The following is a 25,484-nucleotide window of genomic DNA, read 5'->3' as shown; positions in this document are numbered from 1 at the left end:
CGCTTATGCCCACTTACGGGAAGCACGATCGCCTATGAAAATCTTGCTGATTGAGGATGATCAGCCTACCAGTTCGGCATTAGTTGAACTGCTTACCGCCCAACACTATGCGGTAAACCTGGCAACGGATGGGCAAATGGGGCTGGAGTTGGCCAGAGACTCTGCCTATGACTTAATTTTGCTGGGTGTGGTACTCCCCAAATTGGACGGCATTCGTGTCTGTCAGCAACTTCGGGCAGACGGTTATCAATGTCCCATCTTGCTGCTGTCAGCAAACGCTAGCAGTGGCGATCGCATTATTGGGTTAGAGGCAGGAGCCGATGACTATGTTGTAAAGCCCTTTGATCCGCCAGAGCTAATAGCGCGCATACGTGCCTTGTTGCGGCGAGAACGTGCCTCTGCCGACTCGGTCTTGACCTGGGAAACAGTGCAGTTTGATACGGTCACTAGCGAAGTCACCTGTAACGGTCAACCGTTACGGCTCACCCATAAAGAATATGGTCTGTTAGAGCTTTTTTTGCTCAACCCCAAACGCATCTTTAGCCGCAGTGCCATTCTCGATCGCCTGTGGGATTTTGCTGAACCGCCTGGAGAGGAAACCGTCAGCACGCACATTAAATGCCTGCGCCAAAAACTGAAAGCGGCAGGTGCCTCCGATTTAATTGAGACGGTTTACGGGTTAGGGTATCGGCTCCGAACGCCTGCTCAGGCGGCAGAAGCCCCCGTTTTAACTCCTGGCAAGCAAAAGCGGGAAGCAGCGGTGAATCAGAGGGCAGCAACAACGACTGCCAGAGTTTGGGAAAAGTATCGAGACAATATCCTGGCGCAGGTAACGGTTTTAGAAACGGCAGCACGCGCTTTGACGGCAGGGCAATTGACCCCATCACAGCAACAGCACGCCCAGCAAGAGGCGCATAAGTTAGCCGGATCGCTGGGCATTTTTGGCTTTATGGCAGGGTCGCATCTGGCACGGGAGTTAGAGTCGTTGCTGCAATTGGAGGCAAGGTTAGAAGCAGCACAGGTGCAGCACGTCTCGCAACTGGTGGCATCGTTGCAGCAAGTGCTGGCTCAGGCACAGGCAACGGCTACCATGCCAGAGACTAATGCCTACGCTCCCTCTCTGCTGATTATTGATGATGATCTACTGTTGGCAGAACGGGTCAGGATTGAGGCGATCGCCTGGGGGCTTCGGGTTGAACTGGCGACTGATTTGGCAGTTGCCCGCAAAGCGATCGCCCAGGTGCCTCCAGATGCAATTTTGCTGGATTTGAACTTTCCGGGTGCCGACAATGGGTTTACGTTGCTGCGGGAGTTGATGCAGCGCTCGCCGCCCATTCCAGTGTTGGCGTTTACTGGGCAGGGCGATTTGGCTAGTCGTCTGGCAGTAGTGCGGCTAGGAGGCTGCGTCTTTTTGCAAAAACCGCTACCGACCTATGAAATTCTCAAAGCTGTGACCAACGTGTTACGGCAAACCCAGGTGCAGCACCACAATCGCGTGCTGGTAGTGGATGATGATGGCGCGATCGCTGCTAACCTGGCGCATTTGTTGCAGCCCTTTGGTGTAGAAGTGACTGGACTGAGTGACCCCCACCAGTTTTGGGAAATGTTAACGGCAACCATGCCAAACCTGCTGTTGTTAGACTTAGAAATGCCTGGTTTTAATGGCGTGGATTTGTGTCAGGCAGTGCGGAGTGACCCTAAGTGGCAGCAGTTAACGATTTTATTTCTGTCTACTCATACAGAAGCGGCAATCGTCGATCGTGCCTTTACCGCTGGCGCTGATGACTACCTCTTTAAAGCGATGGCAGCAACAGAACTGGCGACCCGCATTATTCATCGACTTAAACGAAATGGGTTCCAGCCTACTGCCAGTCCTTCAAGTCAACTAGCAGACAAGGGTCAGGCGACGTAGAGGCAAAAAGTGTCAAGCTTAAGCGGTGATCTTCAAGGAGTTTTTGTGAGCAGCACAGTTGATCGTCGAGTGATCACGTATGGAGTGGCAGTAGGCGCGACCGCGATCGCCCTCTTGCTCACCCTCTGGCTAAAACCCTTTTTGAGCCAAACGATTGCTGCCTTTTTTTACCTAGCTGTGCTGGTTTCATGCTGGTTTGGTGGGGTTCGACCAGGCATCGTCACAACGATTTTGGCGGCTCTGTCTCTAAGCTATTTTCTGCTGCCACCGCTAGATCAATTACCAGTAAAGGGTTCTAGCGCTTGCGTTAGCTTAGGCGTTTTTATCACCGTTGCCTCGTTAATTAATCTGCTGACGAACCTTCAACGGACGAACCAACGCAAGCTCGACCAACTGAATCACCAGTTGCAGGAAGCAAACGTGCAAGCACTGCGAACAGCATTAGCGGCTGCCTGCGTCGGAACATGGCATTGGAATTTGGTAACGGGGGACATTACCTGGTCGCCAGAGCATGAACAGTTGTTTGGTCTCGAACCTGGCACCTTTGATGGGCGGTATGAAACCTTTAATGAGCGAGTGCATCCCGACGATCGCGTTAGCGTTACTGATGCTGTGCAACAAGCGCTAGAGCAGCGCACTGCTTACCACCTTGAGTATCGGGTCGTCTGGGCAGATGGTAGCGTGCATTGGGTTGAAGGTAGAGGAGAGGCGGTTTATGACGCAGCCAATCAACCTGTGCAGATGAGTGGCACGATCGTAGACATTACCGCTCGTAAACAAGACCAGGTTGCTCGAGAAAGAAGCGAGCAACATCTACGTGCCATCTTTGAGGCAGAACCAGAGTGCGTCAAGGTGATTACGGCAGACGGCATCTTGCAAGCCATGAATCCGGCAGGACTGGCGATGCTTGAAGTCGATCACCTGGATCAGGTGATCGGGCAAAATGTCTGTCCCTTAATCGAACCGTCGTTTCGACAGGCGTTTCTAGCCTTTACTCAGCAGGTTACGCAGGGGCAGCCAGGAGTCTTAGAGTTTGAAATCATCGGGCTGAAGGGCACTCACCGCTGGTTGGAATCCCATGCTGTGCCGCTGAACTTTCAAGATGAGGCGGGCATTCAGGTGCTTGCTATCACACGGGATGTTACCGATCGCAAACGGATTGCAACCGCGTTGCAACAAGCAAACCAAACGTTAGAGCAGCAGGTACAGGAACGCACTGCTGAACTCAAGCACCGGGCAGACGAAGTTCAAGATCTCTACGATAAGGCTCCCTGTGGCTATCATTCCCTTGATGCCGAGGGGCGCTTTGTCCGCATCAACGATATTGAGTTGCAGTGGCTGGGCTATGAGCGCCACGAAATTTTAGGCAAACTGTTTTCTGATCTACTGACTTCCCCTAGCGTACAGACGTTTCAGGAACATTTTTCTAAGTTTAAGGAAGTGGGTTGGGTTCGCAACCTGGAGTTTGAACTGATCTGTAAAGATGGATCACTCCTATCGGTCAACTTGAACTCCACAGCAATTTACGACGAGTCCGGCAATTACGTGATGAGCCGCTCGACCCTATTTGATACTCGCGATCGCAAGCGCACTGAGGCAGCCTTAACCGCCTCTCAGGCAAGATTTGCTGGCATTGTAGAGATTGCGAATGATGCCATTATCTCAATTGATGCACAGCAACAAATCACCTTATTTAACAAAGGAGCCGAGAAGATTTTTGGCTACGCAGCGGCAGAAGTCTTGGGTCAACCGTTGAGCCTTCTTTTACCAGAACGCTTTGCCCAAAGCCATCCGCGTCATATCAGCGGTTTTACGCAAGCACCTGAAATTGCTCGACAAATGGGAGAGCGCAGCGAGCTTTCCGGTCTCCGTAAAGACGGCAGTGAGTTTCCTGCTGAAGCCTCAATTTCTCGCTTGACGCTGGGCAACGAACGAATTTTTACAGCTATTCTGCGAGACATTAGCGATCGCAAGCAAGCCGAAGCCGCTCAAGCCCGTCTGGCTGCCATTGTTGCCTCCTCGCAGGATGCCATTATCAGCAAAACGCTGGATGGTGTGATCGTAAGCTGGAACGCCAGCGCTGAGAAACTGTTTGGCTACTCAGCCACAGAGGCGATCGGTCAGTACATTGGGCTGATCATTCCCTCAGACCGACTGGGTGAAGAAGTGCGGCTCTTAACTCAGATCCGCCGGGGCGATTTGATTCAGCAATACGAAACTGTTCGACAGCGTAAAGACGGCACGCTGATTGATATTGCGCTCACTCTTTCGCCCGTAAGAGATGCTAAAGGCACCATTGTCGGTGCTTCCAAAATTGCTCGCGACATCACTGAGCAACGTGCCTTAGACCGCATGAAAACCGAATTTATTTCCATTGTCAGTCACGAACTCCGCACGCCTCTCACTGCTATTCGCGGCTCTCTAGGCTTGATTTTGCGGGGAGTTTACGACAAAAAACCTGACAAAAAACACCGCATGATTGAAATTGCTGCTCAACAGAGCGATCGCCTCGTGCGCTTAGTCAACGACATTCTCGATTTGCAACGGCTAGAATCCGGCAAAATGAAGCTCTCTCTGCAAGCTTGCGATGCTGCTGCCTTGATGCAGCAAGCCGCTGACACGATGCGCGCCTATGCCGAAGAACACCACATCCAACTTAACGTCGTGCCCCTGTCTGCATCTGTGTGGGCAGCCCCCGATACCATTATCCAGATCCTCACTAACTTGTTAAGCAACGCCATCAAATTCTCACCGGCAGGCGGGCAAATTTGGTTGAGCGCAGAGCCACAGCTTCAAGTTGAGGGCACAGGAAAGAAAGAAGCACCCGCTTGCCCCTCCGTTCGCTTCGCTGTCAAAGATCTAGGTCGCGGTATTCCTTCAGACAAGCTAGAGACCGTTTTTGAACGCTTTCAGCAAGTCGATGCGTCCGACTCTCGTGACAAAGGCGGCACTGGACTCGGCTTGGCGATCTGTCGCAAAATGATCGAGCAGCACGGTGGACGCATCTGGGTCGAGAGCCGTTTAGGGGAAGGAAGTACGTTTTACTTCACATTGCCGATGGTGGATGAGGACGCAAGAGTAAAGGGAACAGAATGTCAGCCAAACGTATACTCGTAATCGACGATGAAGCAGTTATTCTAGAAGTCATTCAAGGCTGCCTGGAAGAATTGGGAGACATGGAAGTCTTGATGGCAGCATCAGGTATTGAGGGCTTGCAGATCGCTCAGACTGCCTTGCCAGACGGAATTTTGTTAGATGTTTCGATGCCGGGTATGGATGGGTTCACGGTGCTGCGGCAGTTGCAAGAAAATACCGTGACGCAAAAGATTCCTGTGGTGCTGCTGACTGCCAGAGTGCAACCAGAAGACCGCGCAGCGTTTGCTCAAACGGGCGTGGCGGGGGTCATTTTGAAACCGTTTGACCCGATCGCCCTCGTCGATCAGGTGACAGACGTTTTTGGGTGGACGGTATAAATTAAGAAACTTCAAACTTTCCTCAAACTCTTCCTCTAGGGTGAAGACAACTCAGCCCCGGAGAAGACGTGTGTCCACCAAACAAATCCTAGTCATTGACGATGAAGCCGCCATACAGGAAGTGGTTCAAAGCTGCTTTGAGGATCTGGCAGGGTGGACAGTGATCACGGCTAGTTCTGGTCGGGCAGGTTTTGCTGAAGCCCTCACAGCAAAACCAGATGCGATCGTACTAGACGTACTGATGGCAGATGTAGATGGTCTTACACTTCTCCGACAGCTTAAAGCGAATCCTGCAACTGAGGCAATTCCGGTTGTTCTGCTAACGATCGCAACAGACTTTGCAGACCCAAAGAGCTGTGAAGCACTGGGAGCCGTAGGCGCGATCGCCAAACCCTTCGATCCCTTTAGCTTGGTCGAGCAAGTAGCAGGCTTTTTGGGATGGGCAGTAGGACAACGAGAGGAAAGCCCATGAACTGACCGTCTACAAAGCCAAGAATTTTCAACACGACTATCAACTGAGGGCAAGTATGAGCCAACAAACGATCGAAACTGCGTATGAAACCAGCCGCTTAAAGGCCCTCCACCAATATTGCATCCTGGATACAGCACCTGAAGCTGCCTTTGACGATGTGACCCAGTTAGCTGCTCAAATTTGCGGCACTCCGATCGCGCTCGTTTCTCTACTCGACCACGATCGACAATGGTTTAAGTCAAAGATTGGCTTGGCGGTTTCAGAGACGCCCCGCACGCTTGCCTTCTGTCATCACACAATTTTGCAAGCTGAACCTCTGATTGTGCAGGATGCCCTGACAGACGAACGCTTTGCTAACAATTCTTTGGTAACAGGCGACCCCAAAATTCGGTTTTATGCCGGTATCCCTTTAACCACTCCAGACAGCTATCGCATCGGCACGCTCTGCGTTATCGATCGCAGACCGCGGCAACTTAGCCCTGAACAGATTCGGGCATTGCAAGCCCTTAGCCGTCAGGTCGTCAGCCAACTGGAGTTACGCCGCAATCTAGCAGCACGGCAAGAAAGCGAACGCCGTTTAGCTACGCTCATGGACAATCTACCCGGTTATGTTTACCAGGTTGCTGATGAGCCAGATTATAGGGCTGAGTTTATTAGTGAGGGTGTGTTTGCGGTAACTGGCTATCACCAGGCAGAGTATCTAGTTGATCGCACCACTGCCTACGGGCAAAACATCCATCCCCACGATCGCACCCTTGTTTGGGAACAGGTGCAGCAAGCCGTAAAACTGCGGCAACCCTACGAGTGTGAGTATCGCATCATTACTCAAAGGGGCACCGAGCGATGGGTTTGGGAACGAGGACGTGGCATTTATACAGATAACGGTGCCCTGTTACGGTTGGAAGGCTTTGTCACCGATATTAGCGATCGCAAAGCGGCTGAAACCCGCTTAGAGCAGAAAGCCCAGCAAGAAAAGCTCATTCGAGTAGTGACGGAACACATTCGTCAATCCCTTGACCTCAACGAGATCCTAACCACCACCGTTACCGACGTCCGTCAGGTACTGCAAGCAGACCGGGTATTGCTTTTTCAGCTAGAGCCAGATGGTTCAGGATATATGGTGCAAGAGTCAGTCGATCCCAACTGGGAGGCACTTCTGGGACACAATTTGGCTGATCCCTGTTTCCAAGCCAACTATATTCAGAAATATTTTGAGGGACGAGCCAGTGCCGTTGCCGATATTCATGACGGTAGCATCCATCCCTGCTATGCCGAGTTCCTTGAACAGTTAGGTGTGCAAGCAAATCTGGTAGTGCCCATTATTCAAACTGGGCATCTATGGGGCTTGTTAATTGCTCATCAATGCGCCCAGCCGCGCCAGTGGTCTGAGGAAGAAATTCAATTGCTCAAACAACTTGCAGATCAGGTGGCGATCGCGATCCATCAGGCATCCCTCTATCAACAAGTGCAAACGCAACTGACCGAACGGATGCAAGCAGAAGCAAAAAATCAAGATCAGGCAATGCTGCTCGATGTGGCAACGGATGCGATCGTCGTGCGAGATCTTAACCATCAAATCACCTTCTGGAATCAAGGCGCAGCAAGGTTATACGGCTGGTCAGCAGAGGAAGTTTGTGGCAAAGCGGCGGCTGACCTCTTGTACCGAGAGGCTCCCTCCAACCTGACAGAAATCTACCAGACCGTTCTTGTTACCGGACAATGGCAGGGCGAACTTACACAATTAACGAAGACGCAAACAGAAGTGACTGTTGCCAGCCGTTGGACGCTGGTACGACACCCTAACGGACAGCCCAAAGCTTTTTTGATTGTAAACACCGACATCACACAGAAAAAGTTGCTGGAACGACAGTTTCTCCGCACTCAACGTCTAGAAAGCATTGGCACTCTGGCGGGTGGTATTGCCCACGACCTAAACAATGTGTTGGCACCCATTTTGATGGCAGTGCCCCTGTTAGAAATGCAGCCTGAAAGTGCAAAACGCCAGAAATGGCTGAATGTGATTGAAACTAGCGCCAGACGGGGAGCCAGTTTGGTAAAGCAAGTGTTGAGCTTTGCACGCGGCAGCGAAGGCGAACAATCGCTATTAGAAGTGAAACACCTGATTAATGAAATTAAACAAATTGCTGAGGAGACCTTTCCGAAAGCAATCAATGTCATAACCTATATACCAAACGATTTATGGATGGTTTGGAGCGATGTCACCCAACTGCACCAGATTCTTATGAACCTTTGTGTGAACGCTCGTGATGCCATGCCCAATGGTGGCATCCTGCAAATCACGGCTGAAAACACGGAGCTAGACGAAAGCACGGCGAACCTACACCTCGGTGCTCGTGCAGGTTCCTATATTGTGATCACAGTAGCTGATACGGGTACTGGCATCGCTGCTCATATTATCGATCGCATCTTTGACCCTTTCTTCACCACCAAAAAAATTGGTCAAGGTACAGGTTTGGGGTTATCAACTGTGATGACCATTATCAACAGCCATCATGGTTTTATGACTGTCTCTAGCCAAGTGGGAGACGGCACTAAGTTCAAAGTGTATCTGCCAGCGTTACAAAGCAGCGAGGCTCAGACACCCACATCGTCAGAAATTTCTGATGGAGCGGGAACATGGCTTTTGCTAGCGGATGATGAAGCGGCAATTCGGGAGTCAACCAAAACAACGCTGGAAGCCTATGGCTATCGCGTTCTCACTGCAAGCAATGGCATTGAAGCGATCGCTCTTTACACTCGGCATCAAGCGTCTATTCGTCTAGCGCTCATGAACATTATGATGCCGACAATGGATGGTCCCACGGCTATTCGTACCCTACAAGCTATTAATCCTAAGCTGAAGATTGTCGCAACCAGTGGATTAACCACCAATGAAGCATTAGCAGAAATGGATATTCGAGTGGATCACTTCTTAATGAAACCCTTTACTGCCCCAGAGTTGTTGCTTGCCCTGCATCAGACGCTTCAAACTTGAAACCAAAACCGCTGAATGATGGTTTGCAAAGATTAAAAACCATCATTCAATGTATTGTTTCCCCCTGCTTCAAATTTTCTTCAAAATCTTTCTCTACGTTGAACATGATCGAGAAGTGGTTGCACCGAGCGATCGCTGTTTCTCTCTACATCGTATTGATTAGATTCTCTCATCATGACTTCTTGCCCTTGCTGCTCTGGTCCCTTACTTCGCCACATCCGTTGCCAGGAGAAATACTGGTTCTGTCGCCATTGCTGGCAAGAAATGCCTGTGCTAGAAGAATCTATCCTTTTAGCAGCAGTGAATTTAAACAACGTAAGTTTAGACAATGTAAGTTTAAGGCCCCCTTCCAAGCGGGAGCTTGTTACGGCTTGACAAACTTAAAGTTCGCTTCAGTTGCGATGTTTGTAGGTCTCACTGCAAGCCCTGCACTCATTAGCAAACCGCTGAGTTTTGCAAGAAGTACGATCGCTCCTCAGTTCAGTAGTGAAACGTTAGGCAAGCTTCTTTCTCCTGGTGCAACGGTTGGCTTTCAACTTAGGGCTAGCGGCACTGCTCATAGCGCTAGTGTTCGCTAATCTCTTTGATCGCAATAATTTTAGTTGCAGCAAGAGGGCGATCGATGGAAAGCGGCTATTTGGTCAGTAAAGCCTCCTTTCCACCAATTAAGCTTTGTATCAAATGAGACAAAGCTTTCTCTACTGCGGTGCTCTTAGGGAACTTTAAGTGCAGGCTAAGTTTCTGGTTAATCCTGGGGGCAAAAAATGTACGACTATGAACTCCTACTACACTATCTAGAAGGACAAAGAGATTTTAGCGGTGTTGACCTTTCCAACATCAGTCTACTAGGAGCCAATCTGGCAGAAATCACCTTAGCCAGTGCGGACCTCACTGGAGCCTGTTTGTCCTCAGCCTATCTAGCTTCAGCAAACCTCTGTAAAGCTAATTTGGTAAGAAGCAATTTAAGTCAGGCGTTTTTAAACAGAGCTAACCTGAGCTTCGCTAAACTCAGTCATGCAAACTTGGCAGCCGCCGACTTAACTAAAGCGAACCTAAAGGGAGCCTCACTTGTGCGGGCAAACTTAAGCGCTACTAAACTTAGTGGTGCAAACTTAGCTGGCGTAAACCTACGTGAAGCCAATTTGCAAGCAGTCAATTTATGTGGAGCAGACTTGCGGGGCATCAACCTACGTTCAGCTAATTTGCAGGGCGCAAACCTGAGTTGGGCAAACCTAAGTGGTGCCCGGTTAAGCGGTGCGGTGCTGCAAGGTGCCCTCTTAACTGGAGTTAAGTTGAATGAAGCCTACTTAAATGGTGTGGATTTGCAAGGTGCCGATCTGGGTGGTATTGATCTACATGAGGCAAAGCTGAACGGCGCAAATCTACAAGCGGCAGATCTCACAGCCGCAAACTTAAGTGCAGCCCATTTACGGTCAGCGAGTTTGACAGGCACAAGACTGCGGGCAGCCGATTTAAGTAGTGCTGATCTGCGAGGCGTAAACCTGAGAAACGCCATCTTTGAACGAGCACTCTACACTTTAGAAACGCAGTTTCCCAGAGACTTTGATCTGCTTGCACAGGGAGTGTGTCTCGCTAATACATCTGTAGAAGTTTAAGGCAGCAGTAGCACATAGTGTTTTCAATAGGACTGCGTAGAGTTTCAAACATAGAGTTTCAGCTAGCAGCAGAGAGTGTTTCCGCCTGGAAATTGCTAGCAGTTGTTTAGTGCCAAGTTTCTTAAGCCTTACTAGCAGAAGTTGGAGCTGATCGTTACAGTCGATATTATCCAATCAATAAATTCATCGACGATGACAACCCATAGTGCTAAGGATAGGTGTGTCCGTCGCATGGCAATTCGACTGAACCTCTTGATACGCAACCTTTTGCCTCAGGAAGACGGAGGGAGATTAAGCCGGGACTGCAGCTAGCACTCTTTAAAGTGGTATTAGTTTAACTACGCTCAACAACTTTCCCAAAAGGGTAGACAGATGCGAAAGTGGTACCTTTCAACAGCTATCTACGAACACTAAGCAATTACTCTAACTGAAGCAGAAGACTGAGCACCGTAAGGGAGTAAATTTGCTGAGGTGCTACGTCCAACTGCGGTTTATAGTTTCCATGTGCATTGTGCATCGACCATCAACGTTGGTAAAACGAACAAATTCGGCTCAAGCTAACAGGGCATCAACGCCTCTACCATCTTTCCTTTTCTACTAATTATCTGTTGCCTTATTACAACAACCACAACCACTAAGGTAGGCAATGCAGTGCTGAAAGCAAGTGGCTGCTCTTCTTAGTGCTTACAGCTTCACTCAAACAACTGGCTACTTTTCACTACTGACAAACCTTCGCTCAGTTAAGTTCCATTAGTCGCTGAATTTAACCTGTGCTCTCGCAAGGGCAAAGCATTTGTACCAGAACATCCTGGTTTATGTCGAAATCCTTGCTACAGATTGCTTCGCCCGTACAGCGTAAAAAGTTTCTTCAAAGTTTCTACACTGGCATTTTAGTTACGGCAACAAGGTTGCTGCCGTATAAAGCTCAGGCTGGGAATTGATTGAAATTTTAAGTGCCTTAGCAATGGATAAAGCTGCTTAACTCACCTCAACTAACACTTATTTAGTGATTAGTTAGACCTAACCTGGAGGATTTTTCGGATGGCAACCATTACAGTCACCAATACAAGAGATAGTGGCGCAGGCTCCTTAAGAGATGCGATCGCCCGTGCCCAAGCTGGTGACACCATCAAGTTTGCGTCTACCCTGGCAAACACAACCATCACGCTCACAAGTGGACAACTTGCCATTAATAAAGCCCTAACCATTGATGGTACAGGGGTTAGCAACCTGACAATTAGCGGTAATCAAGCCAGCCAGGTATTCAATGTTGCGAGAAATACCACTGCCGCATTCAACAATCTCACGATCGCTAATGGCAAAACAACGGGTAAAGGTGGCGGTATCCAGGCAAGTGATTACAGTACGGTAGTCGTCACCAATTGCCGTTTTAACAACAATGCAGCTGGGGTTGGGGGCGCAATCAGTGTTGGCTATGGCAGTAACGCAACCGTTACTAATAGTCAGTTCAATCTGAACAATGGCACCCTCACCAACTCAGGTTTTAGCGCAGGTGCCATTGCAACTACTGGCTCTGGTGTTCTGACAGTACGAGGCTCCCAGTTCACCAATAACAAAGGGGTCAATGGTGGCGCAATCTATAGCTTGCTGGGGGCACTAACCATAGAAGATTCTGTCTTTTTGAAAAACAGTTCAGCCGCAGGCATTGGTGGGGGAGCTGTCTTTACCGATGGTGCGAACCCAGTGGGACCTAATTCTAACTTTAGCGGTACAAGTGTGAGTGGCACGATCGCGATTCGGCGCAGTCGCTTTGAAGGCAACACAACTCAGGGAGAAGGCGGAGCACTACTTCTCTATGCTTACGGTCCTGACAAACTTATTCTTGAAGACAGTACGATTGTTGGCAACTCAGCTACCACAAACGGTCAGTACGCTAGAGGTGGAGGCATCCGCAGCACCAGCAATTTGACGATGCGAAACGTGACCGTTGCCAACAATACCGCAACTAAGCAAGGGGGCGGGCTTTGGATTGATGGCGCACTGCCCGTTAACATCATCAACAGCACCTTTTCTGGCAATAAAGTGACGGATGATGCTGGTGGAGCCATGTTCTTGAGAACCGAACCAAATACCCCAGTCAACATCACGAATTCTACCATCGCTAACAACTTCGCCGGACGAGCGAGTGGCGCGATGTGGTTAGGCAGTTCAACACAAGCTGTGACGCTAAAAAATTCGATCGTGGCTAATAATACAGCAGGTGATCGCTATCAACAGCAAATCGGGTATGCTCCTCGCGACGGCGGTGGCAATATTGAATTTCCACCACCAGCCTACGGCAATCGTCGAGTTGCCGCCAGTAGCCAGACCATTGACCCCAAACTCGGAGCTTTGCAAACCCTTAATGGAGTGTTACTGCATTCATTGCTGACAGGTAGCCCTGCCATTAACACAGGTGTCAGCGGTGCCCCAACCATTGACCAACGAGGCTTTTTGCGTGACAGCAAACCAGACGTTGGTGCCTTTGAGTTCGGCAGTCTGACTCGCCCTGCCGCAACACGTGCCTTGAGTATTGATAGCAGTACAGGGTTAGAAGGAAACAGCGGCACAACTAACCAGACCTTTACAGTCAGGCTATCTACAGCAAGCAGCCAAACCATTACAGTTGACTATGCTACTGCAAACGGTAATGCCAAAGCAGGAGCGGATTACATTGCAAAAGCTGGACAGTTAGTCTTCAATGCGGGTGAAACGGTCAAGACACTTCAAATTCCCATCATTGGCGACCTAATTCCCGAACTCAGTGAAGTATTTTACGTCAACTTAAGCAATGCTAATGGTGCCAGTATTGTAACTGGTCAGGGCATGGGTATTATCCCAACAGACGATAGTCTGCCACCTTCCCTCTCAATTAATGACATTAGTGTGAATGAAGGAAGCAGCGGCGCAACGAATGCAGTGTTTACAGTCAAGCTTTCTGGAACTAGCCCAGGGCGCATCTCAGTGAACTATGCCACAGCAGACACCACCGCGATCGCGACGCAAGACTACACCCGTGTCAGTGGCTTACTCACGTTTAACCCTGGCGAAACGACAAAAACAGTTACCATTCCTATTCTTAGTGATAGCTTGCTGGAGTCTAACGAAACCTTTTCGGTCAAGCTGACTAACCCTGATAATGCCAGAGTTAGTGATGGCACTGGTATTGGCACGATCGTTAACACCACTTCCAGCACCCAACTACTTAGTGCCAGCAGCGCACCCCTTGCTACCACCAGCCAGGTCAATAGTGCAGGTGGCAACTGGTTCATGAATGATCTTGTTCAAAACCCTGATCAAGTTATAATCAGCGGCACAAGTACGACGACACCTTCTCCGATCGTCTCTTCCAGCCTTCGTCCGGCACCTGTTTAAGACGGTGCAAGCCTAACTAGCACCCATCAATCTGGTTCCATCAGCGATGGGTGTTGAGCAAATCAGGGTGCTTCTCTACGGACTTCTACAACAAATGGATTGATCGAAGAAGAGAATTCATCGTAAATATACTGAGTTTAGCTCACCGTAAAGATACGGTGAGCTAAGTAGCAATAGTCATTATTAATCCCGTATATTTATAGTCAGCGAAGGATATTTCATTCGCAAGGATGACTTATCTTGACCAAAAGGGGCTTCTACCAAGTCTCGGTTGACTTTGGTAGCAAACGCAATTCCTCAAGCTCCTTTGGAGTCGGGAATCACTGTGACACTTGCACCAGAATTGGGACTAACACCCCTTAAATCGCTTTTACCGCGATCGAAGGGGCGGGTTCTCGTTGCATTCACTGTATTCCTTAACTTAGAACAATGACAAAGACAAACAGCTTTCTCAAAGGTGCTGCGCTTACTGGCGCGGCGCTCACGCTAGGGTTGCTTTCAACAGCACCCGTTCACGCTTTCACCTTTGCTCCAGGTAAAACCAGTGTGACAGTAGAAGCAAGTGACATCAATAAGTCTTTTACGGTTGAATTTGATGGCAACGTGGAGAGACAAAATGTTACTAGATTAACAGCCGAAGCAATCTTCACATTCCTAGGCTTTACTACGGTTGGGAGCAATACTGAAGCCAAATTCGATGTTTCTCTAAAGAATACATCGAGTGGTGGTATTACATCCAGAGTTTCTGCTTTAGGGTTTAATGTTTCTCAAGCTCTACTTGGAGTTGGAAACGCTGACGGTGATGGCAACACAAGAGTGTCAGGTTTATTCAGTAATGATAGAACCGGCTCTTTCCCCAACAACTTTGGCGACATTAATGTTTGCTTTACAGAGGGCAATACTTGCCAGGGTGGTAGCAATGGTGGTGTTACAACTGGGAATACAGGTCTCTTCACTCCCATTCTTGCTTTTACGGGTTCAGTAGATAGCTTCACCCTTAGCAACTTTGGTGTTCGTTATCAGTCTATTGGTGGCACTAATTTAGGTGACAGTGGCACAGGTAGAGGACAGGTTCCAACGCCTGCCTTATTGCCTGGTCTGCTTGCACTTGGTGCAGGCGCATGGCGTAAGCGTAAGGGAGAGCAGGCTGCTCAGGCTAAAGCTGAAGTCTAATTTTAGTAGTCTATGCCTGCTACAAATACAAAGTCTGAGTTATTTTGATTACTCATAAAAACGCACCCTAACAGTAATGTTGGGGTGTTTTTTAGATCGCTCTGCTCACTACCGAAAACGTTCTGATCGAGCTAGTGTTGGTGGTTGCAACCGCAGCGATACAAGTTCAACATGCGTCCGTTGGTTAGTAAACCAGAACATTTATGGTCTGTATAGACAGATATTGTTTGTATAGCCAAGACTTTAGTTGCTAGAAGTGTTGTTCGCTGCCAATTCTCGCTTCCTTCCACCTGGGTAAAAAGACTAGGAATGGGAGCAATGCATACCTTCATTCAACAACACTTATTGGTAGCTCGTTTACGAGAATTGAGTTTCGGATATCAATCAAACTGAATCCCCTCCCATTCTTATAAGTTGAGGAAATGGAAGGAGGCGGTAATGTATTCAGGCTAGCGATCGCCGTCTTCGGTTCTGTTTTTTGAGCTGGCTATAGCTAATAAAGCATCGGGCATTTGCTTAATCAAGACCGTACCAGAATTTATTCTGCAATTGGTTTACCCCCACCTCTCTTGAGCACAGCCATGATCACATAGTAGTAAATGGTAAAGATGACACTTACAAAGATTTGGCTACCCCAGGAGTCATGCCAAAAATCAAACCAATATTTTCCCCAATATACAGCCGCGTAGGTTACTAACATGATGCGGGGGATATTAGAGACCAGCGCGAGCATTGCGCCAATAGCCATGAGCACCATAACTTTTGGTCCACTCTGCTTGAGAAATAGCCCCAAAACTAAACTGGCAACTACCATTGTCATCGCCATATCAAAGCCATTGCAACCCCACCCCACCTCAACAGAACCGCCAGGTAAAGAAATGAAAATGCCATCAGCTGTTGCGGGCTGACCAACCGTCCTCAAAGCAGCACTACCCGCCCACGCCATAAAGCGTTCAAGCATTTCTGGTGCTGTAAACGATCGCCAAAGCGCTCTGGAAGTCTCCGCTGGTTTAGGCAATAGCCCCAGACAAATCAGAAAAATGGAAAGAGGATAGGAACTGAAAAAGCTAGCCCCCCATTGGCTACAGGCAATACCAGCCAAAATAATTGAACATACTGCTGCGGAAACTAAGGCAGAAACCATAGGTTCAGCCCAGGTCATCAACAGGCATACTGGAAAGAGCAGCACACCGCTAATTGTCAGCATATGCCCCAGCAACTGGTCTTCTTCAAGCGCAGTTTGCTTTGTAAGCTGCTGGCGTTGCTTCCAAAGCTGCTGTGCTCCCAGAGAAATTGCTGCCATTTGCAACATCCCTGATGACGAACCCTTAAAGATGCGGAAAACTAAAATACCAAACCAAAAAAGAAGGTAACTTAGTACCACGATTAGCCCAAGCAGCACAATACGGTTATGAGTAGTTCTAAGTCCTTCTCGTAATAAACGCTCTGCGACCTGCCTAATCTTCTGCCATTTCATAACCATTTTTAGCTCTTACGTGGACGTAGACCATAGCGCCCCAAACCAATTAGGGCAAAGCCAACCACAACCAGATTGCCAACGATCGCAACACCTGTTTTCAAAATGCCAGTTTTAGCATTCTCCTTAAGTGAGCCAGCTCTGGTATTGACCAGTTGCGAGGCTTTATCTAGCTGCTCAGGGGTAATTGCAGGTGTTGCCTTCGGGTTTGTCTTAGCACTTTCAATTTGCGATTGCACTTGAGATGCTTGGACATTAATATTTTTGATCGCTATATCATTTAGTGAAAAGCTATCTCGTATAACCAGAATGCATGAGAGTTGAAAAACGACACCTAGGATGAGACACAGCATCGCCAACTGTTTGCGCCACGCACGATAGTCAAGACTGCTATAAAGCAGCAAGGCTGTACCAAAAAGCAAGATGATACTGCGATCGCTCATCTGTTGCAGAAACCCTACTCGCCACTCGGCACTGTTTAAAGCGGGTGGCAATGCCAGAATTAAAATATCGACAATAAAACCTATAAGGCAGGCGATACCTACAAGTCGGCAAAGTGGTTTGGCAGAGTAAGGCGCAGCAAAATTTTGTGGAACGGAAGTAGTAGCCATAGGTGACAGATGATTGCGTCAATGATGAAAAGAGCTGTGGCAATGAATCATTAACCAATACTCCGTTGGCATTAAGCAATCCGGGTATCTAGTGCAATGAGTTTGTGAAGCTTTGAAGACGCAGACTGGGTGCATCCAGTTATGAAGTAAGCAAAAGTACTTATAAAAAAAGGATCAAGGATGAAGAGAAGCCCTTACTTAAAGGAAGTTTCAAGGTTTATGTCTGTCCTAGCGTTCTCTTCGACTGCCATAGAAAGCTGATTAGGAAGACTCATTATGCTGAAGATAATCAATTCTTTAGCTGGGGATGTCTGTTTAACAATATGGCTACGTCTAACTAACGCCAAGAGTGCTGAACTGGTTTCACCTGGCGGAAAATCTTAATAAAGTGGGCAGTCCACAGCAACGGTTGGCAACTGTGGAAGCTTTACTCTGGAAGGAAATGTGGACGGAGCGATCGAACCACTTAAGGATTGGAAGTATGAATGAATAGATAATTTCATCGCTTAGCTCAACAAGCATCGTCATCGTATTGTCAACTACAATTACTTTCAAGCAGAAGACATTTTGATTGGCTTAGGCACAATTAAATCGATCGTGCAACACGTTGGGGCACGCATTAAATTGACAGGAGCCCAATGGAAAGCAAAAAACGTTCCTCAAGTTCTGTGACATCGTTGCGCTTATTTTTATAGGCAGTTCTCAGGTTAAAACTTGCACGACTACGATACACTCAAGCAACTTGTCTACTTGGAGACGACAATGACAATTAACCAAAACGGGCTTCTTGTTCAACCGGAGAAAGGTCGTTCTTACTACTTTGGTCAAGACCTCTATACCTTTAAAGCAATTGGTGAAGAGACAGGGGAAGCCTATGCCCTCTGTGAGGTCATCGTTGCACCTCAAGGCGGTACACCACCGCATCGACACAGCCGAGAAAATGAATCGTTCTATGTGCAAGATGGAGAAATTGAATTTCAGCTTGACGATCGCACCCTGGTTGCAACGGCTGGAACCTTCCTCCACTCACCCAAAGGACAGCTTCATCGATTTACCAACACGACCCCTGTCCCTGCCAAAATGTTGGTTTGGGTGACACCTGCTGGCTTTGAGAAATTTATTGCTGAAGTAGGAAAGGCGGTGAGTGGTCAAATTACATCTGCCCCACCCCTGAGCCCTGAAGACTTAGAGAAGATCCTTACCACTTCACCGAAGTACGGCATTGAGATTATTCCGCCGCCCCCTATGTAGTGACATTTATTCCTTCGTGAAGCTAATTGGCGAGAGACGGGAAGTAATTGTCGTAGTAACGCCACAGATATTGAGCAATGACCTACTACCACCCTAGGTATAGATTAACCAAGCTCTAAGGTTAACAAGCTACTTAACCACTAAAGCTATGATCTTTATCTATCGGTTCATAATGTTGCTTGATTTGCTTCATTCTAGTTTTTGTTCTTGTTAAATTTTAATAAGTAGGAGGGCTAAATTAAGCACTACTGAGAGACAGAGTTTCGACTGCGCTCAGCTCGGCTATACACAAGATTAAGAGTATTGAGCGGAGTCGAAATGCAGCTCAATAACCATGCCCAGCTACTTCGTTGTGGCTAAACAGCTATCTCTGTTTTCCCAAATTTCGGTACCATTTCAGCAAGCGTTCTGGAGAAATTCCTAACAGGTAGCCAACAATTATCAGTTGGTTGATCAGCGTTGTGCGACAAACGCCCAATTTTTTCCAGCGGCGGTTTGAAGTTATTACAGCAGCAGGTGCAATCTTAATTCGTCCTCTCTGCTTTAATCGCCGCATCAGCTCAAAATCTTCCATGATCGGCAAATCTGGAAATCCACCTAGCTCTTGAAAGATGGATGCTCTTAGAAAAATAGCTTGATCACCATAGGGCATTTGGAACAGATGCGACCTTAGCTTTACTCCCCATTCCACCCATCGCAGTGCTGGAACTGTACTGTTAATTTTCAGTTCAAACGCTCCTGCAATGATATTTGGTTTTGCCAAAGTTTGCAGAATCCAATGCTCAAAGCGTAATGGAAGATGAGTATCTGCATGCAGAAATAGTAAAATATCACCTTTGGCAAGAGCGGCACCTAAATTCATTTGATCAGAGCGCTTTGCTGTGGAAGAAATAACCCTAACGTTCAAAGACTTGGCTATTCTAACTGTGTCATCCCAACTTCCACCATCGACGACAATTACTTCCATACTATTGTTGTCTTGAACCGTCTTCAGGGTTTGAACTAAGTTTTCAGCTTCATTTAGAGTTGGAATAATGATAGAAATGGTTAGATCTTTAAGTGAGGTTTTAGCCAATTTCAAACTGCTGATACTATGTGTTTCTAAATCCTTTGTTTTATCCTCAAATTTATGAGGAAATAACAAAAAAAGCCTTAAATTTATTGGTAAAGGAGTTCAAAGGTATGGCATAGCCGACGTCGCACAAGAGCGCTTCTAAGCAGAGTGGAGGGGTGCTGAACGACTTAGTGACTGTTAGCGTAACAACCCTCTTTTTGGCTCAACGCAGAACTCATGTTAACTGCTAACTTTCTCTACCTGTGCCTTACGCACGATTCAAGCGATGTAAATTGTAACAGCTACGGTTGCAATGAATCCGATGATACTAAATTGCCCATTGAACCGTGGGATTAGTGGGTTGATTTTTGGTGCCGATTCTAGCGAGAACGCCTGCTAAAGAGCCGATCTAACGTACATGGTTGTACCGAGAATCATGTTGATCGAACCCAGTGCGTAGTCTTTTAACAAAACGCCTGTAACGCCAAAGGCATAATTCAACAAATTGAATGGGGAAATGGGAAAAAGACGAGTGTAGCCATAATGTAAACGGCTAATCAAAGCAATGCTACCCACTGCATTGGGTTAAAGCCGTTCTAAACATGGACTGTATCCCAGATAAGGTCTGGAATGCCTAAATCTCGTCGATTTTAGACACTAAGTGTTTGATGGACATGGGCAGTACAAGATTCGAACTTGTAACATCCTGCTTGTAAGGCAGTAGTACCAAAATACCAAAAACAGCGCTAAATTAGACGGGATAGGGTTTGTAGCACTGTTAGTAGGACGATCGACCATCCTAAAATGTGCTGTAACGCCCCTAATCGTACACTAATTTAGGGCTGGTTTAGGGCTGAAGCATGGAAGGAATAGAGCAGGTAAACGATCGCCTGAAAGCCGCGAATGTCCCAGTGCGTGTCCGGTTGAAGGGAAAGAATTTGGCGTTACGTGCTACCCTGCCTAAGAAGCCTGGGGATGGGATCGGTCGCAAGCAATACGACATCAGCTTGTTGTTATCAGCTACCAAAGATGGGCTAAAGCGGGCTGAACGAGAAGCGCACAAGCTCGCCCAGAACTTAGCCGAGGGTTCTTTTACCTGGAAGCTCTACATTGGCTCACAGCATGACCCACAGGCAAAGCCTATCGCTCAGTGGGTGAACGAGTTTAAGGATGAGTATTTCCGCACTCACCGCATTAAGGAAGCTACCTGGAGTAACACATGGGCTGGAACGTTCCGCAAGCTCCCTGCAAATGAGCCAATCAGTGAAACCTTACTGCTGGCGGTTGTCTTTTCGACAGAGGAGGATAGCCGCAATCGTGAGCTTACCTGTCAACGACTGCAACGATTCGCTGAATTTGTTGGGTTACAAACAGATTTAAGTTTCTACAAGGGAGAGTACGAGCCAGAGCCGCGTGATATCCCAACGGATGAAATGATTATCGAGTGGCGCGATCGCATCCCCAATCAACGCTGGCAGTGGGTTTACGGAATGCTGGCAACTTTTGGCTTGAGACCACATGAGGCATTCGCCTGCGAGTTTATTGACCCGCTGACACTGAAGGTGCATCAGGGCACCAAAACTGGAAGCCGTATCACCCGCGCCATTTTACCGGAATGGGCTAAACAGTGGCATTTGATTGAGATGAAGCGTCCTAACGTCCGTAGTAGTGGTCGAGCATGTGGGCAATTAGTGAGCCGTCAGTTTGGCATTGATCGAGACAACTTACCTTTTGTCCCTTACGACCTTCGTCACGCCTGGGCAGTGCGGGCATCAGTTGCGAAGGGGCTACCCGTCAGCACTGCCGCTGCAATGATGGGACACAGTGTCACTACCCATACCCGTATCTATCATCGCTGGTTGAGCGATGCCCAAAATGAGCGGGTCTATCGATCGCTAATCTTGGGTGAGGGTTAACCTGTGGCTTGGAGCTTGCGAAAATGCCGCTGTAAGGCTTTTCTGCAACTGGGGATATGATATTCCCACGTCGGGCGATCGCCTTTGCTGACGTTGCGAATTTCACCCTTAGCCTCGCTGAACGCCCCATCAAGGCGCAGTCTCTGGAGATGCTTCGGGTTCTTCACGCCTTCATTTTGGAGCGCTGTTGCTGCGACGTTAGGATCAGCCCATCCTTCAATGTGAGCAGGCGTTCCAGCGATGTAGTCGCGAAGCTGTCGCACCTCAGATTTAAGCTGAGTCATTTCGAGCAGCATTCGAGCGAGTAGCTTTTCGGCTTCCTGAGTCATGCGATCGCCCTCCTCAGTACTTCTGGAGGAATTGTTCGTCGCACCACTTCTCGAACCTCTGAACTATCGGCTTGCTGCCACAAACTCTTAACATTTGCTAGAGATTCAGGAGTCCACCAATCAGGAGAAACTTCTGAAGTGTGAGTAGGTATAACAGCTCTTGTATGAGCAGCTACGCCCGATGTTGCCTCAACTAAAGCCTCATCGCCTTTGTCAGTACAACTCTGCAAAAAACGCTCTGTAAGGGCTTTAAGAATCAGATCTCGATCGCAGTTCTCCAAGTTATTGAGGCAGTATTGGTATTCCTGCTCTCCCTTTTTCCCTTTCCGACCGCAAGTGGTGACATCAAATCCTAGTTTCCGCAGCAGCTTATTGACGGTTTTAACAGGGGAATGATCCTTATAAATTGTTAAACGAAGGTATCTTCTGAATTGATGCAGATGAAGCACTGCCCATTCGTGAACCGCGATTGCTTCAAGGGTGTTTTTACCCCACTCGGTTATCTTGCCCTCAATGAAAGGTAGTAGAGGGCATTCGTGCAGTAGTTTTGCCTGTGCTGAGCGGCAAGACAGCTTAGGAAGCCAAATTATCTCTTGCCTTTTTCCTGCATTAGTGAATGCTCCTAACCAATTCCAGCGGTCTAGCTGCTTCGCTGCTTCTGGGTTTTGAGCCAACCACAGCAACTCAGCAGACTTGAGAAACTTACCGTTATTTTCAGTTACGGCTTTTAGAGCAAATTCAACGTCATCTAGTGGGCATCCAGGAAGTTTGTGCTGCAACAATCGTTTGTATGCAGTTCTGCGATCCCCAGTGGTAGCCCCAGGCGTTTGAAGGATTACCCTAGCGTCATCGGTTGAAAGATGGGAAGCATCACTCTCAGCAAAGGCGACTGCCTCCTCACGATCAAGCTCTCCCCTGATTTGCTTGCGATGATCTGCCAGAGCTTTATTTTTGCTATTTTCTAGCAGCTCAACTTTGTGCTCTTGACTCTCCCAAATCGAAACTAGATTATCGCGCAGCTTCAATTTGCTATAAGTTTCTCGTGCCTTGTAACGTGCCCAGTGCTTGAGGTAAAAACTATAGTCGCTGATAGAATCACCCCTTCCGGCTTTTAGCCAAGCCATCATGCCTGTGATATCAAGTTGCTCACCTTCGCTATTTACAGGTGCTTTCTTGATGGCATAGTTGGCAAAGTCGGTTAATTTGTTGACTCCCTCAACATTGCGATAAAGATCACGCAGAATTGCCTCTGGACGACTGCCAGAGCATAAATCATTGTCAGTCGTGCCGCTTCTTTTGACATAACCAAAACGTGCTACATCAGTTCTTAGACGATCTACCAGTTGTTTAGCTTCTCTTGGCTCCAAATGGACTAGGTTTAAAGCCATTGACGAGAAGTACCCTGCTTTGTCGTCGATAGACACACCACTGTTAACCGATGGACTAAAACCAACAATTCGAGGTTTATGCTTGGCGATGAAGGTATCCGGGCTGGCTACAAAATCCTTTGCCCAAGGTAGCTCTGATGAATCTCTGTCAATGATCCAAATTTGTTCTTTGGAGATACCACTAGCGATCGCCATTCGCTCAGTTTCTCTTAACCATTTCTGGGCGTCAGACGCTAAAACAATATTTTCGCCAGCCTGAAGGCGATTCTGGATTTCGCTCCAAGTCATACTGGAAGAGTCAAAAATCCGATAATCCCTGCTTACCCTCTCAGTACGAGTAAATTTGAAAAACTCGACAACTTCTAACCCTGAAGCCTCCTGAGTGAAGTTCAACTCAAGATTGGTTAAGCCATCCTCACTCAGAACAATCCATCCACCTTGCTCTTTGGCGTACCGCAGTAGCTCTCGAAAGCGATTCAGAATAAAGGCATGATGATTTCCGCAGGTATTTCCCTGAAGAATCTGTTTAATCGTTTGACTTGGTTCGTCAAGGATGATTAGAGGAGGCTCATGGGATAAGCGCTCAATCGGAAATTTCCAACCAGACTCCAGACAAAACGTAGCTTCATTGGGTATTGAGAAGCCATTATGCTGTGTGTGATGAGGTAATCCTAGAATTGCTCCTGACTGGAAACCAAGCATATTTCGCGGAACAATCAAGCCTCGAAACGCATTTGGATAACGTTTTCGATGTTGCTCAACCAGTTCCTTTAATTGAGTCGAAGTTTTACCAGTGCCCATTGGGGCATTCACCAGAATAATTCCTGGTTTCTCTGGTAGCGGCATTGATCCAGGTTGGATGTAACGCCCTTCTGTTGTAATGGTTGGTTTAATTCTCAGGCTGTTCAGTTCTGCCTGAATCTGTTCAGTTGCAACGATCGCCTCAAACCTTTCAACACTGACAAGCTGAATCTTCTCAAGATCCTCTAACTCGTCAATGTCTGTATGTTTTAGCTTTGTCGTTTGTCCCCACCATCCAATCTGCACCTTAAAGCCGAACTTCATCAGCATCTCCCAAGTAGAGCGATACTGCCTCAAAACAGCCTCATTGAAAACAGATCCAGCGTCTACATAGAATTCTATGGTTTTCGTTTCTAGTTCTATAGAGAGCCGATCTAGCTCTTTACGCAGTGTTTTAGGGCTACTGGCAAATTGCCCACCTGCTGCACCAATCGTTGCAACACCCAACTGTTGAGAGGTAAGGAAGGGTTTAGCTCCAACGCCCTCAACAAAAGCGATCGCCTTTCGCTCAACTTGACTCGGACGGTGAACCGCTAAGGGTAGCTCACCATTTAATAGGTGAGGACTGGCACCATGAGGATTTGTCTTTGTAACACTGGAAACCCATCGGTAACTACCTCCAGCCTCAGCAGTTCTTAGCCTGGTCTGAAACCCAACAATAAGATCATCAGTATTTTTGATAGGACAGAGATAACCTGCCTGCGAAATATTAAGCGATCGTCCATTGAGGCTTACCCCTGGCAACGTAGAGGGCAACGCTGCTTTTAGTCGCTGCCCTTGCTCAACAGATCTCACACCCCAGGCTTCGATTTGCTCATCAGTCACTCCACGTCGATGTAAGTCAGTTCTATCTTCTGGATGTAGGGTTAACTGAGAAAGCAGATTGCGGTAGTGGCGATCACGCTCTACTGCTGGCAATGCTGCTGCATAACGCTGCTGCTTTACCTGTTGTTGCTGCTTACGTTTGTGACGTTGCTCTGTTTTCCACTGTCTGCGGTCTGCATCACTCCAGTCATCTCGCTTTGGTAGCCACTGACTCCAACGCTTATCCTTTGTTAGACCGACACACTGACGACCAGGAACCTCTGCGGTTTCAGCGAGGTTCATACACATAGTCAAATCGCCAACCTGCCTACATCGACCATCATTAGATTGACAGCAGGGGCAGGCGTTTGTTTTCCCCAAAGATACGATGTTCATAGATCGCCGTCCTGCCACAGCGGCTTAATATAAGCAGGGCATTCAAAGAGATGCTCAAAAAAATCTTTCTGAGGCAGTAAGACTTCTCGTGCTCCCTTCATCCTTGGTGGTTTACTCTCCCAGCCTCGGTTTGAGCGATAATCTTGACAGATTCTGAGTAGATCTTTGATTGAGATCTGAAATTTGATCGCGATCGGCTTTAACAGATCTCGAACCTCTGAAGATTTCAGATCCGGATACTCCTGAATAACTGGTGTCAGCCTTTGTTGTAAAAGTTCAACTTGCTGATCGATGCTGAGTTGTGGTTTTGCTGGCTTCTTTCGCTTACTCATCACTCCCTCCACTCTGTAGAAGGTGTAAACGATTTCCGGCAATAGCCTCGCATTGTATACTGATAGAGAGGCGAAATATTCTAGAAAGGCTTGCCCGAAAGTATCGGAA

General features: G+C 47.8%; 17 protein-coding genes, 1 tRNA gene and 1 pseudogene. 12 read left to right on the top strand and 7 right to left on the bottom strand.

Features of this window, described 5'->3' with window-relative positions; translation table 11 throughout:
• The first annotated feature begins 34 nt into the window (after nt 1-34).
• From H6F86_RS02175 to H6F86_RS02135, 9 genes are all read left to right on the top strand, one after another.
• Entirely contained in the window at nt 35-1,912 is a 1,878-nt protein-coding gene (locus H6F86_RS02175; RefSeq protein WP_190446473.1) for a response regulator, read from the top strand.
• Between the two features lie 45 nt (nt 1,913-1,957).
• Nucleotides 1,958-5,029 carry a PAS domain S-box protein gene (locus H6F86_RS02170; RefSeq protein WP_190446472.1) on the top strand — a complete coding sequence of 1,024 codons (3,072 nt, stop codon included), beginning with the start codon at nt 1,958-1,960 and terminating at the stop codon, nt 5,027-5,029.
• Nucleotides 5,005-5,385 (top strand): response regulator, encoded by a 381-nt coding sequence (locus tag H6F86_RS02165; protein ID WP_190446471.1) that lies wholly within the window; start codon nt 5,005-5,007, stop codon nt 5,383-5,385. The genes H6F86_RS02170 and H6F86_RS02165 overlap by 25 nt, the downstream gene beginning before the upstream one ends.
• Before the next feature lie 70 nt (nt 5,386-5,455).
• Nucleotides 5,456-5,857 (top strand): response regulator, encoded by a 402-nt coding sequence (locus H6F86_RS02160; RefSeq protein ID WP_190446470.1) that lies wholly within the window; start codon nt 5,456-5,458, stop codon nt 5,855-5,857.
• Nucleotides 5,858-5,912: 55 nt separating this feature from the next.
• Nucleotides 5,913-8,852 carry a GAF domain-containing protein gene (locus H6F86_RS02155; RefSeq protein ID WP_190446469.1) on the top strand — a complete coding sequence of 980 codons (2,940 nt, stop codon included), beginning with the start codon at nt 5,913-5,915 and terminating at the stop codon, nt 8,850-8,852.
• A gap of 401 nt (nt 8,853-9,253) precedes the next feature.
• Nucleotides 9,254-9,430, top strand: coding sequence for a hypothetical protein (locus tag H6F86_RS02150; protein WP_190446468.1), 177 nt, complete (start codon nt 9,254-9,256; stop codon nt 9,428-9,430).
• 186 nt (nt 9,431-9,616) lie between these two features.
• Nucleotides 9,617-10,468 (top strand): pentapeptide repeat-containing protein, encoded by an 852-nt coding sequence (locus H6F86_RS02145; protein WP_190446467.1) that lies wholly within the window; start codon nt 9,617-9,619, stop codon nt 10,466-10,468.
• A gap of 1,041 nt (nt 10,469-11,509) precedes the next feature.
• Complete coding sequence (locus H6F86_RS02140; protein ID WP_190446466.1) at nt 11,510-13,843, top strand: Calx-beta domain-containing protein; 2,334 nt, start codon at nt 11,510-11,512, stop codon at nt 13,841-13,843.
• Between the two features lie 429 nt (nt 13,844-14,272).
• Nucleotides 14,273-15,016 carry a cistern family PEP-CTERM protein gene (locus H6F86_RS02135; RefSeq protein WP_190446465.1) on the top strand — a complete coding sequence of 248 codons (744 nt, stop codon included), beginning with the start codon at nt 14,273-14,275 and terminating at the stop codon, nt 15,014-15,016.
• 538 nt (nt 15,017-15,554) lie between these two features.
• Here H6F86_RS02135 and crtC read toward each other — a convergent pair.
• Entirely contained in the window at nt 15,555-16,493 is a 939-nt protein-coding gene (gene crtC / locus H6F86_RS02130; protein WP_242033327.1) for a cyanoexosortase C, read from the bottom strand.
• Nucleotides 16,494-16,501: 8 nt separating this feature from the next.
• Nucleotides 16,502-17,104, bottom strand: a complete 603-nt coding sequence (locus H6F86_RS02125; protein WP_190446463.1) for an HpsJ family protein — start codon at nt 17,102-17,104, stop codon at nt 16,502-16,504.
• Nucleotides 17,105-17,415: 311 nt separating this feature from the next.
• Here H6F86_RS02125 and H6F86_RS32015 point away from each other — a divergent pair.
• Together H6F86_RS32015 and H6F86_RS02120 are read left to right on the top strand one after the other, a co-directional pair.
• Nucleotides 17,416-17,776, top strand: a pseudogene (locus H6F86_RS32015) (ISKra4 family transposase); the annotation flags it as partial.
• 90 nt (nt 17,777-17,866) lie between these two features.
• Nucleotides 17,867-18,355, top strand: coding sequence for a cupin domain-containing protein (locus H6F86_RS02120; protein ID WP_190446462.1), 489 nt, complete (start codon nt 17,867-17,869; stop codon nt 18,353-18,355).
• A 364-nt stretch (nt 18,356-18,719) separates the two neighbouring features.
• Here the strand turns inward: H6F86_RS02120 and H6F86_RS02115 are convergent, their stop codons facing one another.
• Together H6F86_RS02115 and H6F86_RS02110 are read right to left on the bottom strand one after the other, a co-directional pair.
• Complete coding sequence (locus tag H6F86_RS02115; protein WP_199304966.1) at nt 18,720-19,436, bottom strand: TIGR04283 family arsenosugar biosynthesis glycosyltransferase; 717 nt, start codon at nt 19,434-19,436, stop codon at nt 18,720-18,722.
• A gap of 648 nt (nt 19,437-20,084) precedes the next feature.
• Nucleotides 20,085-20,147: transfer RNA gene (locus H6F86_RS02110), tRNA-OTHER, on the bottom strand.
• A gap of 122 nt (nt 20,148-20,269) precedes the next feature.
• Between H6F86_RS02110 and H6F86_RS02105 the strand changes: the two genes are divergently transcribed.
• Nucleotides 20,270-21,325, top strand: coding sequence for a site-specific integrase (locus tag H6F86_RS02105; RefSeq protein ID WP_190446461.1), 1,056 nt, complete (start codon nt 20,270-20,272; stop codon nt 21,323-21,325).
• On the opposite strand, the gene H6F86_RS02100 is transcribed toward H6F86_RS02105, so the two are convergent.
• The 3 genes from H6F86_RS02100 to H6F86_RS02090 all read right to left on the bottom strand — a co-directional run bounded on the left by H6F86_RS02100 (nt 21,322) and on the right by H6F86_RS02090 (nt 25,375).
• Nucleotides 21,322-21,654, bottom strand: a complete 333-nt coding sequence (locus H6F86_RS02100; RefSeq protein ID WP_190446460.1) for a hypothetical protein — start codon at nt 21,652-21,654, stop codon at nt 21,322-21,324. The genes H6F86_RS02105 and H6F86_RS02100 overlap by 4 nt on opposite strands.
• Nucleotides 21,651-24,950 carry a hypothetical protein gene (locus H6F86_RS02095; RefSeq protein WP_190446459.1) on the bottom strand — a complete coding sequence of 1,100 codons (3,300 nt, stop codon included), beginning with the start codon at nt 24,948-24,950 and terminating at the stop codon, nt 21,651-21,653. The genes H6F86_RS02100 and H6F86_RS02095 overlap by 4 nt, the downstream gene beginning before the upstream one ends.
• Before the next feature lie 89 nt (nt 24,951-25,039).
• Nucleotides 25,040-25,375 (bottom strand): hypothetical protein, encoded by a 336-nt coding sequence (locus tag H6F86_RS02090; protein WP_190446458.1) that lies wholly within the window; start codon nt 25,373-25,375, stop codon nt 25,040-25,042.
• Nucleotides 25,376-25,484: the final 109 nt, after the last annotated feature.

The sequence above is a fragment of the Phormidium sp. FACHB-592 genome (genome assembly GCF_014695795.1).
Classification (GTDB): domain Bacteria; phylum Cyanobacteriota; class Cyanobacteriia; order Leptolyngbyales; family Leptolyngbyaceae; genus Stenomitos.
This window is presented reverse-complemented; position numbering and strand designations above follow the sequence as displayed.